Annotated in this window: 9 protein-coding genes; 4 read left to right on the top strand and 5 right to left on the bottom strand. The window is 65.0% G+C overall.

The features are described 5' to 3' along the window. Positions 1-39: 39 nt before the first annotated feature. Positions 40-1,497 (top strand): argininosuccinate lyase, encoded by a 1,458-nt coding sequence (argH, locus tag ISG32_RS03035; protein WP_194769515.1) that lies wholly within the window; start codon positions 40-42, stop codon positions 1,495-1,497. A 228-nt stretch (positions 1,498-1,725) separates the two neighbouring features. Beyond that, positions 1,726-2,703, top strand: a complete 978-nt coding sequence (locus ISG32_RS03040) for a Bug family tripartite tricarboxylate transporter substrate binding protein (RefSeq protein ID WP_194769516.1) — start codon at positions 1,726-1,728, stop codon at positions 2,701-2,703. Positions 2,704-2,735: 32 nt separating this feature from the next. On the opposite strand, the gene ISG32_RS03045 is transcribed toward ISG32_RS03040, so the two are convergent. Then, complete coding sequence (locus ISG32_RS03045) at positions 2,736-3,143, bottom strand: hypothetical protein (RefSeq protein WP_194769517.1); 408 nt, start codon at positions 3,141-3,143, stop codon at positions 2,736-2,738. A 275-nt stretch (positions 3,144-3,418) separates the two neighbouring features. Between ISG32_RS03045 and ISG32_RS03050 the strand changes: the two genes are divergently transcribed. Further along, positions 3,419-9,418, top strand: coding sequence for an alpha-2-macroglobulin family protein (locus tag ISG32_RS03050; protein WP_194769518.1), 6,000 nt, complete (start codon positions 3,419-3,421; stop codon positions 9,416-9,418). Between the two features lie 555 nt (positions 9,419-9,973). Then, the gene (locus ISG32_RS03055; RefSeq protein WP_194769519.1) at positions 9,974-11,266 is read left to right on the top strand and encodes a tetratricopeptide repeat protein; all 1,293 of its coding nucleotides are present in this window, start codon (positions 9,974-9,976) and stop codon (positions 11,264-11,266) included. 20 nt (positions 11,267-11,286) lie between these two features. Here ISG32_RS03055 and ISG32_RS03060 read toward each other — a convergent pair whose 3' ends face one another. Genes ISG32_RS03060 through ISG32_RS03075 form a run of 4 tightly spaced genes read right to left on the bottom strand, consistent with a single transcriptional unit; the run spans position 11,287 to position 14,894 of the window. Continuing rightward, positions 11,287-11,955, bottom strand: a complete 669-nt coding sequence (locus tag ISG32_RS03060) for a GntR family transcriptional regulator (RefSeq protein WP_228529544.1) — start codon at positions 11,953-11,955, stop codon at positions 11,287-11,289. 25 nt (positions 11,956-11,980) lie between these two features. Further along, entirely contained in the window at positions 11,981-13,585 is a 1,605-nt protein-coding gene (locus tag ISG32_RS03065) for a gamma-glutamyltransferase family protein (protein ID WP_194769520.1), read from the bottom strand. Between the two features lie 39 nt (positions 13,586-13,624). Next, a complete protein-coding gene (locus ISG32_RS03070; protein ID WP_194769521.1) occupies positions 13,625-14,668 on the bottom strand; it encodes a Bug family tripartite tricarboxylate transporter substrate binding protein in 1,044 nt (347 codons plus the stop codon). Beyond that, the gene (locus ISG32_RS03075) at positions 14,658-14,894 is read right to left on the bottom strand and encodes a hypothetical protein (protein ID WP_194769522.1); all 237 of its coding nucleotides are present in this window, start codon (positions 14,892-14,894) and stop codon (positions 14,658-14,660) included. The genes ISG32_RS03070 and ISG32_RS03075 overlap by 11 nt, the downstream gene beginning before the upstream one ends. Positions 14,895-14,982 lie beyond the last annotated feature (88 nt).

Raw genomic sequence — 14,982 nt, forward strand, 5'->3', positions numbered from 1 at the left:
TTTCTCGGGTGTCGGAACAAACCGGATTATTGCCCTCTCATGTCAACTTCTGCAGCATCGCAACCATCAAAAGACCAACTCGCCACCAAAGCGGAGGCATGGTCGGCCCTGTTCTCCGAGCCCATGAGCGACCTGGTCAAGCGCTATACGTCAAGCGTGTTCTTCGACAAGCGCATGTGGCAGGCGGACATTCAGGGCTCGCTGGCGCACGCGGAGATGCTGGCGGCGCAGGGCATCATCGGTGCGGACGATCTGGCATCCATCCAGAAGGGCATGGCGCAGATCACGCAGGAAATCGAATCCGGCGCGTTCGAATGGAAGCTCGATCTGGAAGACGTGCACCTGAACATCGAGGCGCGCCTCACGCAGCTCGTGGGCGATGCGGGCAAGCGCCTGCACACCGGCCGCAGCCGCAATGACCAGGTCGCCACCGACGTGCGCCTGTGGCTGCGCGGCGAGATCGACCTGATCGAAGGCCTGCTGAGCGAGCTGCAGCTCTCGCTCGTCGAAGTGGCAGAGCAGAACGTCGAGGTGATCCTGCCGGGCTTCACCCACCTGCAGGTGGCCCAGCCGGTGAGCTTTGCGCACCATTTGCTCGCCTATGTGGAAATGTTCAAGCGCGACGCAGACCGCATGCTCGACGTGAGGAAGCGCGTCAACGTGCTGCCGCTGGGCTCGGCCGCGCTGGCCGGCACGACCTACCCGCTCGACCGTGAACGCGTCGCGAAGACGCTGGGCATGGACGCCGTGTCGCAGAACAGCCTCGACGGCGTGAGCGACCGTGACTTCGCCATCGAATTCACCGCCGCCGCGAGCCTGTGCATGGTGCACGTGAGCCGCCTGTCGGAAGAGCTGATCATCTGGATGAGCCAGAACTTCGGCTTCATCCGCATCGCCGACCGCTTCACCACCGGCTCGTCGATCATGCCGCAGAAGAAGAACCCCGACGTGCCAGAACTCGCGCGCGGCAAGACCGGCCGCGTCGTCGGCCATCTGATGGGCCTGATCACGCTGATGAAGGGCCAGCCACTGGCCTACAACAAGGACAACCAGGAAGACAAGGAACCGCTGTTCGACACCGTGGACACCTTGAAGGACACGCTGCGCATCTTCGCCGAGATGATCGGCGGCCAGATCAACCCGGCGACCGGCAAGAAGGAAGGCGGCATCACCGTGAACGCCGCCAACATGCGCGCCGCCGCGCAAAAGGGCTACGCCACGGCCACCGATCTGGCCGACTACCTCGTCAAGAAGGGCCTGCCCTTCCGCGATGCCCACGAGACCGTCGCGCACGCAGTGAAGCTGGCGCAGCAGCAGGGCGTGGACCTGAGCGAGCTGCCGCTCGCCGAGCTGCAGGCGTTCAATCCGAACATCGAAGCGGACGTGTTCGAGGCGCTGAGCCTTGAAGGCTCGCTCAACGCGCGCAACACGCTGGGTGGCACGGCCCCTGCGCAAGTGCGTCAGCAGATCGCCAAGAACCGCGCTCGTCTGGTTTGAGAGGAAGCCCCCCTGAGTCGCTTCGCGCCTTCCCCCGCTCTCGAAACGCGTTGCGTTTCGGGCAGGGGACGCAGCCAGCGCGGCGGGGCGGCCTTTGCGCGGCTGCCCTCGTGCGGGCCGCGTCGGTTTCGTGCGCTGTGGGAGGTGCGACGTGCGAAGTGCCATGAATCACGTATTCTTGGCTTGATATGTGCGGACTAGGTCTGTCTGCTTACCTCGGAGTTTTCCATGCGCATTTCCCGCCGCCGCGTTCTTCAGTTCTCATTGGCTGCCACGGCGGCGAGCCATGCGCCATGGAGCCTTGCCGAGGGGAGCAGGACGATCAGGCTGCTGGTCGGCTTTCCGCCCGGCGGCGGCACTGATGCGATCGCGCGCCTGCTGGCTGAGAAACTCAAGGACCAGCTCGGCGAGAACGTCATCGTGGACAACCGCCCCGGTGCCGGTGGGCAGATCGCGGCGCAGGTGCTCAAGGCCTCGCCTGCGGACGGCAGCACGCTGTTCGTCACGCACGACCACACGATCTCCATCCTTCCCCAGGTCGTGAAGAAGCCGGGTTTCGATCCCGACAAGGATTTCATTCCCGCAGGCGGTTTTGCGAATTTCGTGAACTGCTTCGCGGTCTCGGCCCACACGCCAGCCAAGAGCTTTTCGGAGTACGTGAGCTGGGTGAAAAGCCACGGCCATGGCAAGAGTGCCGTGGGCATTCCTGCGCCGGCATCGACGCCCGAATTTCTGGTGCAGTTGCTTGGCAAGCGCTACCAGCTCGACCTGTTGGCCGCGCCGTACCGAGGCAGCGCGCCGATGATTGCGGACATGCTGGCCAACCAGATCCCTGCGGGCATTGGCTCGGTGCAGGACTTTCTCGAAAACCACAAGGCCGGCAAGCTGCGCGTGCTGGCCGTGCTCGGCGGCAAGCGCCAGTCCGCGCTGCCCGATGTGCCGACGTTCTCCGAGCTCGGCCTCAAGGGCTTCGAGGACCTGCCTTACTACGGCATCTACGCACCCACCGGCACGCCGGCCACGTTCATCGAGCGCTTCACGCAGGCGCTCGCCAAGGTCGTCGCCATGCCCGATGTGCGCGATCAGCTCACCGGCATGGGCATCAATGTCGATTACATGACTCCCGCACAACTCGCCACGCGCGAGCATGCCTACGCCCAGGTCTGGACAAAGATCATTCGCGAGAGCGGATTCCAGCCACAGTGATCTCAGAGCGTGTGAAGGTCGTGAACGCGCTCTCAGATCGAGCTCGAATCAACATCACCTTCGAATATCGCTGAATGGGTCGGCGCGTCCCAAACAAAGTGCACTTCCAATCCGAGATAGTCGCGATCAGGGGTGGGCACATATTCCTGCTTTTCAAGGCAATGAGCCAGAATGCTGAAGCGGTGCACGGGCGTTCCCGTCTCCGATGCATGAAGGTGGAATGAGAGATCGCCTGCGTAGAACTCGCCGGTCATGCGTTCTTTGAGCGGGAAAAGGCCATCATCGGGCGTTTCATCCAGATACGTCTGCACTGCGCGCTGCAGTTGCTCCAGCACCACCGGAAGGTGCTTGAGAATCTGTTCAACCATGGCGGGCTCGAAATCGGCATCGACCGCATGGATGGCCGCTCGGCTCCAGTTCGGGGGCTCGATGAGGCGCATTGAAAGCTGTGTCATGCTTGTTTGTGAATATAGGTAACTAGCGTGTCTTTTGGAGCGAACCCTTGCGCATGGGGCTGACGCATTTTCAGACTATATTCGTCGCAAGCAATTGAGTGTGTGCGGTCTGGCGCTGCGCAAGTGGTGCGCACCGTGACCCGAGAAGGGTGGGTGGGCGCGGAGGCGCTCGTAGCAGAATCACGCAAAACGCTCGCAATGCCGCGTGCAGACAGGAGGAGGTCTGCAGCGGCATTCCTTCGGATTTTCGAGAATTCCATATGACAACAGGCACGATTCGCTTTCGCGGAGCACTCCTGACGCTGGCGCTCATGGCGAGCGGCGCGGCGCAGGCATTGACCATCACCAGTCTGTCACCGCAGGGCGAGGTATCGCGCGTGCGGCAACTGGTGGCCAAGTTCGACAGCGCGGCCGTGCGCTTCGGTGATCCCAAGGCGGCCGCGCCGCTCTCGGTGTCGTGCGATGACGCCGATGCCGGCAAGGGCACGGGCCGCTGGACCGGCGACCGCGAATGGGTCTACGACTTTGTCAAGGATCTGCCGCCCGGCGTGCGCTGCACGGCGACGCTGAAATCGGGCTTCAAGTCGCCAAGCGATGCCGAGATCAGCGGCCAGAAAAGCTACGCGTTCAGCACCGGCGGTCCGTTCGTGCGCTACATCCAGCCCGGCACGTATCAGGCCATCGACGAGGAGCAGTACTTCACGCTCACGCTCAACGGCGGCGCGACGCTGGACAGCATCCGGCAGAACGTCTGGTGCGTCGCAAGCGGCGTCGGCGAGCGCATTCCGGTGCGGCTCATCGAGGGCAAGCAGCGTGAAGAGCTGCTGAAGGCGCAGGGCCTCGAGAAGGACGCCGCGCGCGCGCCGCTGTCCTATGTGACGCTGTCGTGCAACCGCCGCCTGTCGTCGGGCTCGGACATGCAGATCGTTTTCGGCAAGGGCGTTGCCACGCCAAGCGGCGTAGCCAACACGCAGGAAAAGCGCTTCTCGTACAAGGTGCGCGAGCCCTTCCATGCGGATTTCTCCTGCGAGCGCGAGAGCGCGCAGTCGGGCTGTCTGCCGATCCGTCCGATGCTGCTCAACTTCAATGCGCCGGTCTCGCGCAAGCTGGCCGACGGCATTCGCCTCAAGTCTTCGGCTGGTTCGGTCAAGCCCAACCTCGGAAACGAAGCGGCCGATGCCGATTCGGTGCTGGGCAGCGTGCAGTTCGATCCACCGTTCACGCCAGGCGCCAAGTTCACCATCGAGCTGCCCAAGGGTTTCCAGGACGCCTCGGGTCGCACGCTGGACAACGCGGCGGGCTTTCCGCTCGCGGTCTCCGCAGGCCAGATGCCGCCGCTCGCCAAGTTCGCGGCGGGGACGTTCGGCATTGTCGAGCGCTTTGCGGAAGGCCCCGAAGGTCCGGCGCTGCTGCCGGTCACGCTGCGCAATGTGGAGCAGGCGCTGCAGGTCAGCGGTCTTGACGCGGCCACGGCCGCAAAGACGGCGCAGAGCCAGCCGCCCAAGGTCAGCACCTTCAAACCCGGCACGGATGCGGAGATCATCCGCTGGTACCGCAAGGTGCAGCAGTACAACGAGTGGTCCGTCTCGCGCAAGACCGCAGCCAAGGACGTGAAGGGCGCGCTGCCCAAGCTGCTCGGGGGCGAGGGCAACGAGCGCGATTCGATCGTGCAGACGCGTGCGCTCTCGCTGCTCGGCGGCCAGAGCAACGTGAAGACGCTCGATGTGCCCAAGACCAACAGCACCGATCCACGCCCGTTTGAAGTGGTGGGCATTCCGCTGCCGGTGGGCTTTCATGTGGTCGAGATCGCGTCGCCGATGCTCGGCAAGGCGCTGCTCAGCGAAGAGCTCGGCGCAGGGCGCACGATGTATGTGCGCACCTCGGCGCTGGTGACCAATCTGGCCGTGCACTTCAAGCTCGGGCGCGAGAACTCCGAGGCCTGGGTGACCACGCTCGACAAGGGCCAGGTGGTGCCGGGTGCCGTCGTGCGCGTCTCGAGCTGCAGCGGCGCCGAAGTGGCCCGCGCGACCACCGACGCCAAGGGCATCGCGAAGTTCGACACGCTGCTGCCCCAGGCCGAAGCCTGCAGCAGCGAGGACGACTACAGCCACGCCTACTTCGTGAGCGCCCGCGCCAAGGGCGCGGACGGCGTGGAGGACATGGCCTTCACCTGGAGCGACTGGCAGCGCGGCATCGAGCCGTGGCGCTTCAACGTGCCCACGAGCAGCGAGACCGACCCCGATCAGGTGGCGCATACCGTGTTCGACCGCACGCTGCTGCGCGCGGGCGAGACCGTGTCGATGAAGCACTATCTGCGCACGCAGAACATGAAGGGCTTCAGTCTGCCGGATGTGACGCCGGGCACGCTGGTCATCACCCATCTGGGCAGCGGCCAGCAGTTCAGCGAAGCGCTGCAGTGGCGCAAGACCGCGACCGGTGGCCTGAGCGCCGAGAGCAGCTTCAAGATTCCGCCCGCCGCCAAGCTCGGCGAATACGGCGTCGAACTCAAGGACCAGGCGCAGAGCAGCGAACGCAGCTTCGGCTCGGGGAGCTTCCGCGTGGAAGAGTTCCGCCTGCCGGTGTTCGACGGCCGCATCACGCCGACCGACAAGAAGCCGCTGGTGCGTCCCCGCAGCGTGCCGGTCGACGTGCAGATCAACTACGTCTCGGGCGGCCCGGCCGCGCGCCTGCCGGTGCGCGTGTCGTCGATGGTGCGCGGCAGGAGCATGAACTTTTCGGATTTCGAGATGTTCAGCTTCCAGCCGCCGCGCCAGCGCGATGCGAACCCGGGCGGCCACAGCGACAACGAGGAAGCCACTTCCTCGGAGGACAACCGCGTCATCGCCGACAAGCTGCCGGTGACGCTCGACGCCAAGGGCGCGGGCACGGTCACCATCGACAAGGTGCCGCAGTCGCGCGCGCCGCAGGACATGGTGCTCGAGGCGACCTACGCCGATCCGAACGGCGAAGTGCAGACGCTGCGCAGCACGCAGACGCTCTGGCCGGCCGGCGTGATCGCGGGCATCAAGACCGAGGGCTGGGTGTCGGCTTCGAGCAAGATGAAGTACCAGGCGCTGACGCTGGGACTGGACGGCAAGCCGCAGACCGGCGTGCCGGTCGAGGTGCAGGCCGTGGCCCGCATCACCACCACCAGCCGCAAGCGCATGGTGGGCGGCTTCTACAGCTATGACAACAAGACCGAGACCAGGGATCTGGGCATCATCTGCACGGGCAAGACCGACAGCCGTGGTCTGGTGCTCTGCGAGTCGAAGATGTCCGAGGCCGGCGAGGTCGAACTGATCGCCAAGGCGCGCGACAAGGACGGCAACGAATCGCTTGCGGCCGCGACCGTCTGGGTCACGCGTCAGGGTGAGCTGTGGTTCGGCGGTGAGGACCACGACCGCATCGACGTGCTGCCCGAAAAGAAGAGCTACCAGCCCGGCGAGACCGCCCAGTTGCAGGTGCGCATGCCGTTCCGCTACGCCACCGCGCTGGTGACGGTGGAGCGCGAGGGCATTCTGAGCTCCGAGGTCGTGCAGCTCAACGGCCAGGACCCGACGGTGAACGTGAAGATCCAGGAGGCCTGGGGCCCGAACGTCTACGTGAGCGTGTTCGTGTTGCGCGGGCGTCTGCGCGAGGTGCCGTGGTACAGCTTTTTCACCTGGGGCTTCAAGGCACCGCGTGAATGGTGGAATGCCTTCTGGTACGAGGGCAAGGAATACGTCGCGCCGACCGCGATGGTCGATCTGTCCAAGCCCGCCTACCGCTTCGGCATGACCGAGCTGCGCGTGGGCACCAAAGGCCATCAGATCGACGTGAAGGTGGCGGCGGACAAGGAAAGCTACCCGGTGCGCGGCAAGGCGCAGGTGACGATCTCGGCCACGCTGCCCGACGGCAAGCCCGCAGCCGGTGCGGAAATCGCGCTGGCCGCGGTGGACAAGGCGCTTCTGGCGCTCAAGCCCAACACCAGCTGGAATCTGCTGGAGGCGATGCTGCAGCGCCGCTCCTGGGGCGTGGAGACATCGACCGCGCAGATGGAGATCATCGGCCGCAGACACTACGGCAAGAAGGCCGTGCCCGCAGGCGGTGGCGGCGGCAATCTTCAGGCGCGCGAGCTGCTCGACACCCTGCTGGTGTGGAAGCCCTCGATCAAGCTCGACGCCAACGGTCAGGCGAAGGTCGAGGTGCCGCTCAACGATGCGCTGACCACCTTCAAGATCGTGGCCGTGGCCGATGCGGGCGTGAGCCTGTTCGGCACCGGAAGCACCGAAATCCGCGCCACGCAGGACCTGCAGATCATCAGCGGCCTGCCGCCGCTGGTGCGCGAGGACGACCAGTTCCGCGCGATGCTCACGCTGCGCAACACCACCGCGAATGCGATGAAGGTCGAGGTCACGCCGCGCGCCGCGCTGCTCACGCTCGACAAGCAGACCGTGGACATTCCCGCGAACGATTCCCGCGAAGTGACCTGGGACGTGACCGCGCCAGCGCAGCTCGCGCAGACGCGTGCGCAGGCGCTGATGTGGGAGATCGAGGCCAAGGACCTCACCGCCGGTGCGCGCGATGCGCTCAAGGTGACGCAGAAGCTGATCCCCGCGATTCCGCTGACCGTGCAGCAGGGCACCTTGATGCAGGTGGACGGCAGCGTCGCGATGAGCGTGGCGCCGCCCGCCGACGCGATCGCCGGACGCGGTGGCCTCAAGCTCGCGCTGCAGCCGAGGCTCGCCGAAGGCCTGCCCGCAGTACGCGACTGGTGGAACAACTATCCGTTCCTCTGTCTTGAGCAGAAGACCAGCAAGGCAGTCGGCATGCGCGATGGCGTGATGTGGCAATCGGTGATGTCCCAGCTGCCGACCTATCTGGACGGCGACGGTCTCGCGATGTATTTCCCGCCACGCGCCGGCGACGTCAACATGGGCAGTGACACACTCACGGCCTATCTGCTGTCCGCGTCCAACGAGGCGTCGGGGCTGCATCCCGAATTCACGCTGCCGCCCGAGGCCTTCGACACCATGGTGAGCGGCCTCACCGCGTTCGTCGAGGGGCGCATCCAGCGCAGCTTCTGGAGCCCGCGCAAGGATCTGGACATGCGCAAGATGGCGGCGGTCGAGGCGCTCTCGCGCTACGGCAAGGCCACGCCGCGCATGCTCACCAGCATCCAGATCACGCCCAACCAGTGGCCCACGCACTCGGTGATCGACTGGTTCATGGTGCTCAAGCGCATGAAGGACATTCCCGAGCGCGACCAGAAGATCGCGGAGGCCACGCAGATCCTGCGCGCACGCCTGTCGTTCCAGGGCACCAAGGTGCTCTTCAGCACCGAGAAGGACGACTACTGGTGGTGGCTGATGCAGAACGGCGACGTCAACATGGCACGCCTGCTGATCGCGGTGATGAACGATCCCGCCTGGAAGGACGACATCGGCCGCATCGCCAACGGCTTCATCCAGCGGCAGCAGAACGGCGCGTGGCACACCACCTCGGCCAACTTCTGGGGCGGTCTGGCACTTGAGAAATTCAGCGCGGTGCATGAGTCCATTCCTGTGGCGGGCTTCACCAAGGCCACGCTGGGAGCGAACTCGGCACTGGTGGACTGGAGCAAGGTCGAGCGCGTGAAGACCACCGATGCGGGCGGCGCGCCAAACCAGACGACATGGTTCGGTGCACCCGCATCGCCGGGCAGCTTCAAGAACAACACCATGTTCCTGCCGTGGACGCCCGCGCCCGAGAGTCTGAACGTCACCCAGGTCGGCAGCGGCAAGCCGTGGCTTACCGTGCAGTCGGTCGCGGCCATTCGCCTGAAGGAACCGTTCGCGGCGGGTTATGCGATCAAGAAGACGGTCACGCCGCTCGAGCAGGCCGACAAGTCTTTGCCCGCCAATACTTACTCACGCGGCGATGTGCTGCGCGTGAAGCTCGAGGTGAACGCGAGCGCCGACATGACCTGGGTGGCGATCACCGATCCGATTCCGGCAGGGGCCACCATCCTCGGCGGCGGACTGGGCCGCGATTCGGAGATCGCGACCAAGGGCGAAAAGCGCGAGGGCTGGGCCTGGCCAGCGTTTGAGGAACGCAGCTTCGAGTCCTTCCGCAGTTACTATCAGTACATCCCCAAGGGCTCGATCAGTATGGAGTACACCGTGCGCCTGAACAACGCGGGCGAGTTCTCGATGCCGCCGAGTCGCGTGGAGGCGCTCTACGCGCCGGAGATGTTTGGTGAATCGCCGAATACGAACGTGAAGGTGGTGGGCGGTAAGTAAGCCCGCAGTCCGCGCTTCAACGAAGGCCGATCCGGACCGCTGCCGACAAGGCAGCCCGTCTGGGTCTGCTTTTTTGATTCTTCACGGAATATCGGGGGGCGGCCAGATGCGGTGCCGCTTTTTTTCTGCGCGCGGGCTTCGATTGCGACGTCGCCTTCGGCAGCGTTTGGTCAGTCGTTCGAAGGCGGCGAAATGGGCCATATCGCGTCGTTGCGAAGCCTTGCCGTACGCTTGTACTGATCTGCGGCTTCGACGCCTGGCGCTATGACCCATTTCGCCGTTGCGGTGCTTGTACAAATGCTCGGCGAGCTTCGTTGGCCCGCTCCTGCATACGGAGAACTCCTCACCAAACTGCGATGAGCCTTTCTTTTTTCGCGCGGAAACTTGTGACTTTTGATGATTCTCAGTGGATATGGAGATTGCTTGTCGGTGATCGTGTTTGCCTCGGCCGGGTTGATGTGACCATACTCGTCAGGGGACGTCGCTGCACGCATGACCACATGATGGAGGGTGTGGCGACGTCGAGGAGTTGTGATCGAACCAGACGAACGAACCATGAAAAAAACCAGTGCCTACGCTCGCCGCAAGAATGCCTCGCTTGGCGACCATTCCAGGACCTATCTGGAGTTGATGCGGTTGTTGGACTATCCAGGTGCTTACCGGCACATGCTCAAGGTGCATGCTCAGGTGCCGGGCCGCGCCCCGGTGCTCATGGACCTGGCCTACAGTGCGCTGCGCTGCGGCCTGCATGAGGAGGCCTTGCGCCACTATCGCAAGGCCATCGAGGCCAGTGGCGCCAGCGTCAACACCAACATCTACGACGGCCTTGCCGAGGTCTGCCACTATCTGAAGAACGAGGAAGAGTTGCGCAAATACGCAGGACTGGCGCTGCAGTCCAAGCGCGATCAGGTGGCGGGCGAGCCACGGGTGGCGAGCATCGAGGGCGCACCTCCCGCTTTCGATCCGGGAAAGCGCAGCGAGAACGTGATCGCCTACTCGCTGTTCGGCGGTCTGCCGCGCTACTGCGAGACTTCGCTGATCAATGTCGATCTCGCGAAGGACATCTATCCCGAATGGACCTGCCGCTTTTATGTGGACGACACCGTGCCCGCTGCGGTCGTTCAGAAACTCAAGGGCAAAGGCGCCGACGTGGTGCAGGTGAGCGCTCGGCAGAAGGAACTCTCGGGCCTTTACTGGCGCTTCTTCGTGATGGACGATCCCACGGTCAAGCGCTTTCTGATCCGCGACGCCGACTCTCTCGTCTCGCACCGCGAGCGAGCCGCCGTCGATGAATGGCTTGCGAGCGGCCAATGGTTCCACACCATGCGCGACCGTTATTCACATACCGAGCTGATCCTCGCGGGCATGTGGGGCGGCGCGCAGGGCGTGTTCAAGAATGTCGAGCAGTTGATCCGCGACTTCGTGAAGACCGGCCGCTTCATGAATGCGCGGGTCATGGATCAGCACTTTCTGCGCTTCGTCGTCTGGCCCTTGCTGTCGCAGAGCGTCTGCGCACACGACAGTCAGGGGTTCGAGCCCGGCGCACGCGTTTTTCCCACGCCCGCAAAGCAGGCCGAGTTCGAACACGGCGCCGACTTCCACGTCGGCATGAATGAGGGCTCCGCCGTGTTTTCCATCGCGATTGGTGACGCGAGCGCTGGCCATGCGCGCTGGGAGCTGCTCGACGAGCATGGCGCTGTCGTGTGCGCGTACGAGACGGCCGTTCCCGCATCGCGCGAGATTCGGGTCGATGTGCCGAGGCTCTACGGGCGCCGGGTGCAGGCGGGGGAGTGGCGCGTGAATGTGCACTCCTGCCGCGCTGCAGGAGGGGCTGCAGGGGCTGCATGACGGCAAGCGGCGACGCCGCATCAACCCGCCGTTTTCTCGAACGACAGCGCCCGCAGCCCCGAGGCCGCATCGTGGGCGTGATGCACATGCGCGCGCATCTGCCGGTACGCGTTGGCCGCGTCATAGGCGAGCAGCGCCTCGACGATGCCGCAGTGTTCTTCATACGATGCCGCCACGCGCGCGATCTGCATGAACTGGTTGCGGCGGTAGGCGTTCGCGCGCTTCTGCAGGTTCTGCGTCACCTCGATCAGCTCGGGGTTGTGCGAGCCGTGCAGGATCACGTCGTGCAGCTGGCTGTTGAGCTCGTGGTAGCGCTGCACATTGCGCGCCTGCATGGCGGCGAAGCCTTCGGCGTGAACGTCGCGCAGCTGCGTGCGCTGGGCCTCGGTCATGCGCATCGCCGCGTAGCGCGCACAGGCGGCCTCCAGATCGCCGATGGACTCGAACAGGTGCGTGAGCCGGTCCTCGGTGATCAGCGCCACCGTGGCGCTGCGGTTGGGCCGCAGCTCGATGAGGCCGAGCGTCGCCAGTTGGCGCAGCGCCTCGCGGATCGGCGTGCGTGAGACGCCGAGCCGTTCCGCGAGCATGGCTTCCTCCATGCGCGTGCCGGGCGGGAAGTGGCCGAGCACGATCTCGTCCGCGATGCGTTGGCAGACGTCGTTGGACATGCGGCCGCGATGGACTGTCATGGCGATGCTGCGTGCTCGTTGCGCTTCAGCAGCCGACGGCCTGACCGTCGCGCCGATGATCCGAGCCGGCGACGTAGACGGCATCGGTGGTGCCGCTGATGTCCGCATCGAGGCGCGCCACCAGTTGAGCGCTGCCGAATTCGAGATTGCCCGGGGGCATGATCTTCGGGTCATGTCCCATGCACCGCAGTCCTTCCACCACGGTCTGCGGCACGGTGGGCTCGAGGATCAGCTGCCCCGCGTCGTCGATGCGCCAGCGCGGTGCGTCGGAGGCGGCCTGCGGATTCCAGCCTTCCACCACACAGCGCATGACCATCTGCAGATGGCCCTGCGCCTGCATGTTGCCGCCCATCACGCCAAACGCCATGAGGGGCTGTCCGCCGCGCGTGACAAACGCCGGGATGATGCTGTGCAGCGGCCGTTTGCCCCCCGCGACCTGATTGACATGGCCGGGCGTGGTGACGAATCCGAGGGCACGGTTGTGCAGCGCGATGCCGGTTCCGGGAACCACGACGCCCGAGCCGAAGCCCTTGTAGTTGGACTGGATGAACGACACCATGCGGCCCTGCGCATCGGCTGCGCACAGGTACACGGTGCCGCCGGACGGAGGTTGCCCGGGGCCGTACTGACCCGCGCGATCGGGGTCGATCAACCGGGCGCGCTCGCGCAGGTAGGCGGGGGCGAGCAGCTGTTCCTGGGTCACGCGCATGTGCTCGGCGTCGGCGAGGTGCGTGTGCGCATCGGCGAACGCGAGGCGCATGGCTTCGATCTCCAGATGCATGCGCTGCGCGGAGCCCGGAGCGGTTTTCTCATACGGCAGATGGTCGATCACGCCAATGGCGATGAGCGCTGCCATGCCGATGCCGTTCGGCGGAATCTCATGGACCTCGTGCCCCTGGAACGCGACGGACACGGGGTCCACCCATTCCGCCTGGTGTGCGGCAAGGTCCGAGAGGCTGAGCGCAGCGCCATGTTCCGCAGCGAACGCCGCAATCTTCTGCGCGAGCGCGCCGCGATAGAAGCTCTCGCCCCGGGTGCGGGCGATCTCTTCGAGCGTATCGGCCTGCGCGGCGAACTTCCAGATTTCACCCGTGCGCGGCGCGCGACCCTGGGGGATGAATTCGTTGAAGCCCGGCTGCATGTGCAGATCTTTGGCGGCCTGTGCCCACTGCTGCGAGATCACGGGGCTGACGGGGAAGCCGTCGCGCGCATGGCGCACGGCATCACGGAACAGCTCTTCGAAGGGCAGTTGGCCGAAGCGTTCGGACAGCGCGTGCCACGCGGCCACGCAGCCGGGCACGGTGACGCTGTCCCACCCGCGCGCGGGCATGGCGGCGAGACCGGCGAAGCGCTCGGGTGTCCAGCTCGCGGGGGAGCGCCCCGAGGAGTTCAGGCCATGCAAGGCCGCACCATCCCACACCAGCGCGAAGGCGTCGCCGCCGATGCCGTTCATCGTCGGTTCGACAACGGTCAGCGTGATGGCTGCGGCGAGGGCAGCGTCGATGGCATTGCCTCCGCGCGCGAACGCCTGGGCGCCCGCCTGCGCGGCGAGGGGTTGGGAGGTGGCGACCACATTGCGCGCCACCACAGGCTGGCGTGCGGAAGGGAAAGGAAGGTTCCAGTTCGTCATGTTTCGGTGCTCGTGAAAATCAGCGGAAAGCCGTGTGGTTCAAAGCGTGATGTTGGCCGTCTTGATGACAGAGCCCCATTTGGCCCGGTCACTGGCGGTCACTGCAGCCAAGCGTTGCGCGTTGTCGAAGTGGACCACAAATCCCTTCTGCAAAAGGCCTTCGGTCAACGCGGCTTCGGCCAGTGCTTTCTGCACCGCTTCGGACAGGCGATCGCGGATGTCCGGCGGAGTGCCCTTGGGAACGTACAGGCCGAACCAGTTGTCGGCGTTGTAGCCCTTGACGCCGGCTTCCTCCACGGTGGGCAGATCGGGGTAGACGGGAATGCGCTGGCCGGACGTCACGGCGAGCGCGCGCAGCTGACCCGTCTTGATGAAGGGCTGCGATGCCGCGACGCTGTCGAACATGAACATCACGCTGCCCGCAATCAGGTCCGGCAGCGCCTGCGAGCTGCCGCGATACGGCACGTGCACGGCCCGCACGCCCAGCGTCTGCAGCAGCAGCTCGGCCTCGAGATGCGAGAGCGTGCCGTTGCCCTGCGACGCGTAGTTGATCTTGCCGTCGCTGGCCTTCAGCCAGGCCACGAACTCGGTCATGTTCTTTGCGGGAACGGAAGGGTGCACGTTCAGCACATGCGCGCCGTTGGCGAGCAGCGCGACGGGATCGAAATCGCGCGTGATGTCCGACGTGGCCTTGGGGTAGAGATGTCCCGCGATGGCCTGATTGGTGAGCGCGCACAGGAACAGGTTGTAGCCGTTGGGCGCGGATTTGGCACCGGCCTCGAGGCCGATCATGCCGCCCGCGCCGGGCTTGTTTTCCACCACCACGGACTGCTTGAGATAGTTGCCCATGGATTGACTCAGCAGGCGCGCGAGGATGTCCGTGGCGCCGCCCGCCGGGAAGGCGACGACCATGCGCAGCGGGCGATCCGGAAAGGCCGCAGGCTGCGCCCATGTGGAGAGACCGGTGCCCATCAACCCACTGCCGGCGGCGAGGCCGAGCGCGTTGCGGAGCAGGGTCCTGCGAGCGCCGTTTGTGGGCAGATCAGCAGGGGCTGGAGAGAGGCTGGTGAGGTCACTGTGCATACAAGTCTCCTGATTTCGCGGGTATTTGGCAAAACGTGCATGCAATATTGGCGATGATTTCTGGCGTTTGGTATGTATTTGCGAAAACCGCATGAACGCGGGCTTTGCGGAGGTTTGTATTTGGTCCTGCATCGACCTGTTCGGGATTGCCCGATGCGGGATTTCCCCTGTTTTTGGGGTTTTGAGGCGTGAAGCCTTCGCGGCGGAAATCGGAAGCGCGGTGCATGCAGGGCTTGGGATGGGACGGTGCGCGGAACCGGGGTGCGGACCTCGACGTCACGGGGCAATGTGGTCAATGAGGCCAATGAGGCCAA

This window comes from Diaphorobacter caeni (assembly GCF_015354245.1).
GTDB lineage: Bacteria > Pseudomonadota > Gammaproteobacteria > Burkholderiales > Burkholderiaceae_C > Diaphorobacter_A > Diaphorobacter_A caeni.

Excerpts from the sequence above, each read along its gene's own strand:
- argH (WP_194769515.1), top strand. The coding sequence starts at position 40 with ATGTCAACTTCTGCAGCATCGCAACCATCAAAAGACCAACTCGCCACC.
- ISG32_RS03040 (WP_194769516.1), top strand. The coding sequence starts at position 1,726 with ATGCGCATTTCCCGCCGCCGCGTTCTTCAGTTCTCATTGGCTGCCACG.
- ISG32_RS03045 (WP_194769517.1), bottom strand. The coding sequence starts at position 3,143 with ATGCGCCTCATCGAGCCCCCGAACTGGAGCCGAGCGGCCATCCATGCG.
- ISG32_RS03050 (WP_194769518.1), top strand. The coding sequence starts at position 3,419 with ATGACAACAGGCACGATTCGCTTTCGCGGAGCACTCCTGACGCTGGCG.
- ISG32_RS03055 (WP_194769519.1), top strand. The coding sequence starts at position 9,974 with ATGAAAAAAACCAGTGCCTACGCTCGCCGCAAGAATGCCTCGCTTGGC.
- ISG32_RS03060 (WP_228529544.1), bottom strand. The coding sequence starts at position 11,955 with ATGACAGTCCATCGCGGCCGCATGTCCAACGACGTCTGCCAACGCATC.
- ISG32_RS03065 (WP_194769520.1), bottom strand. The coding sequence starts at position 13,585 with ATGACGAACTGGAACCTTCCTTTCCCTTCCGCACGCCAGCCTGTGGTG.
- ISG32_RS03070 (WP_194769521.1), bottom strand. The coding sequence starts at position 14,668 with ATGCACAGTGACCTCACCAGCCTCTCTCCAGCCCCTGCTGATCTGCCC.
- ISG32_RS03075 (WP_194769522.1), bottom strand. The coding sequence starts at position 14,894 with ATGCACCGCGCTTCCGATTTCCGCCGCGAAGGCTTCACGCCTCAAAAC.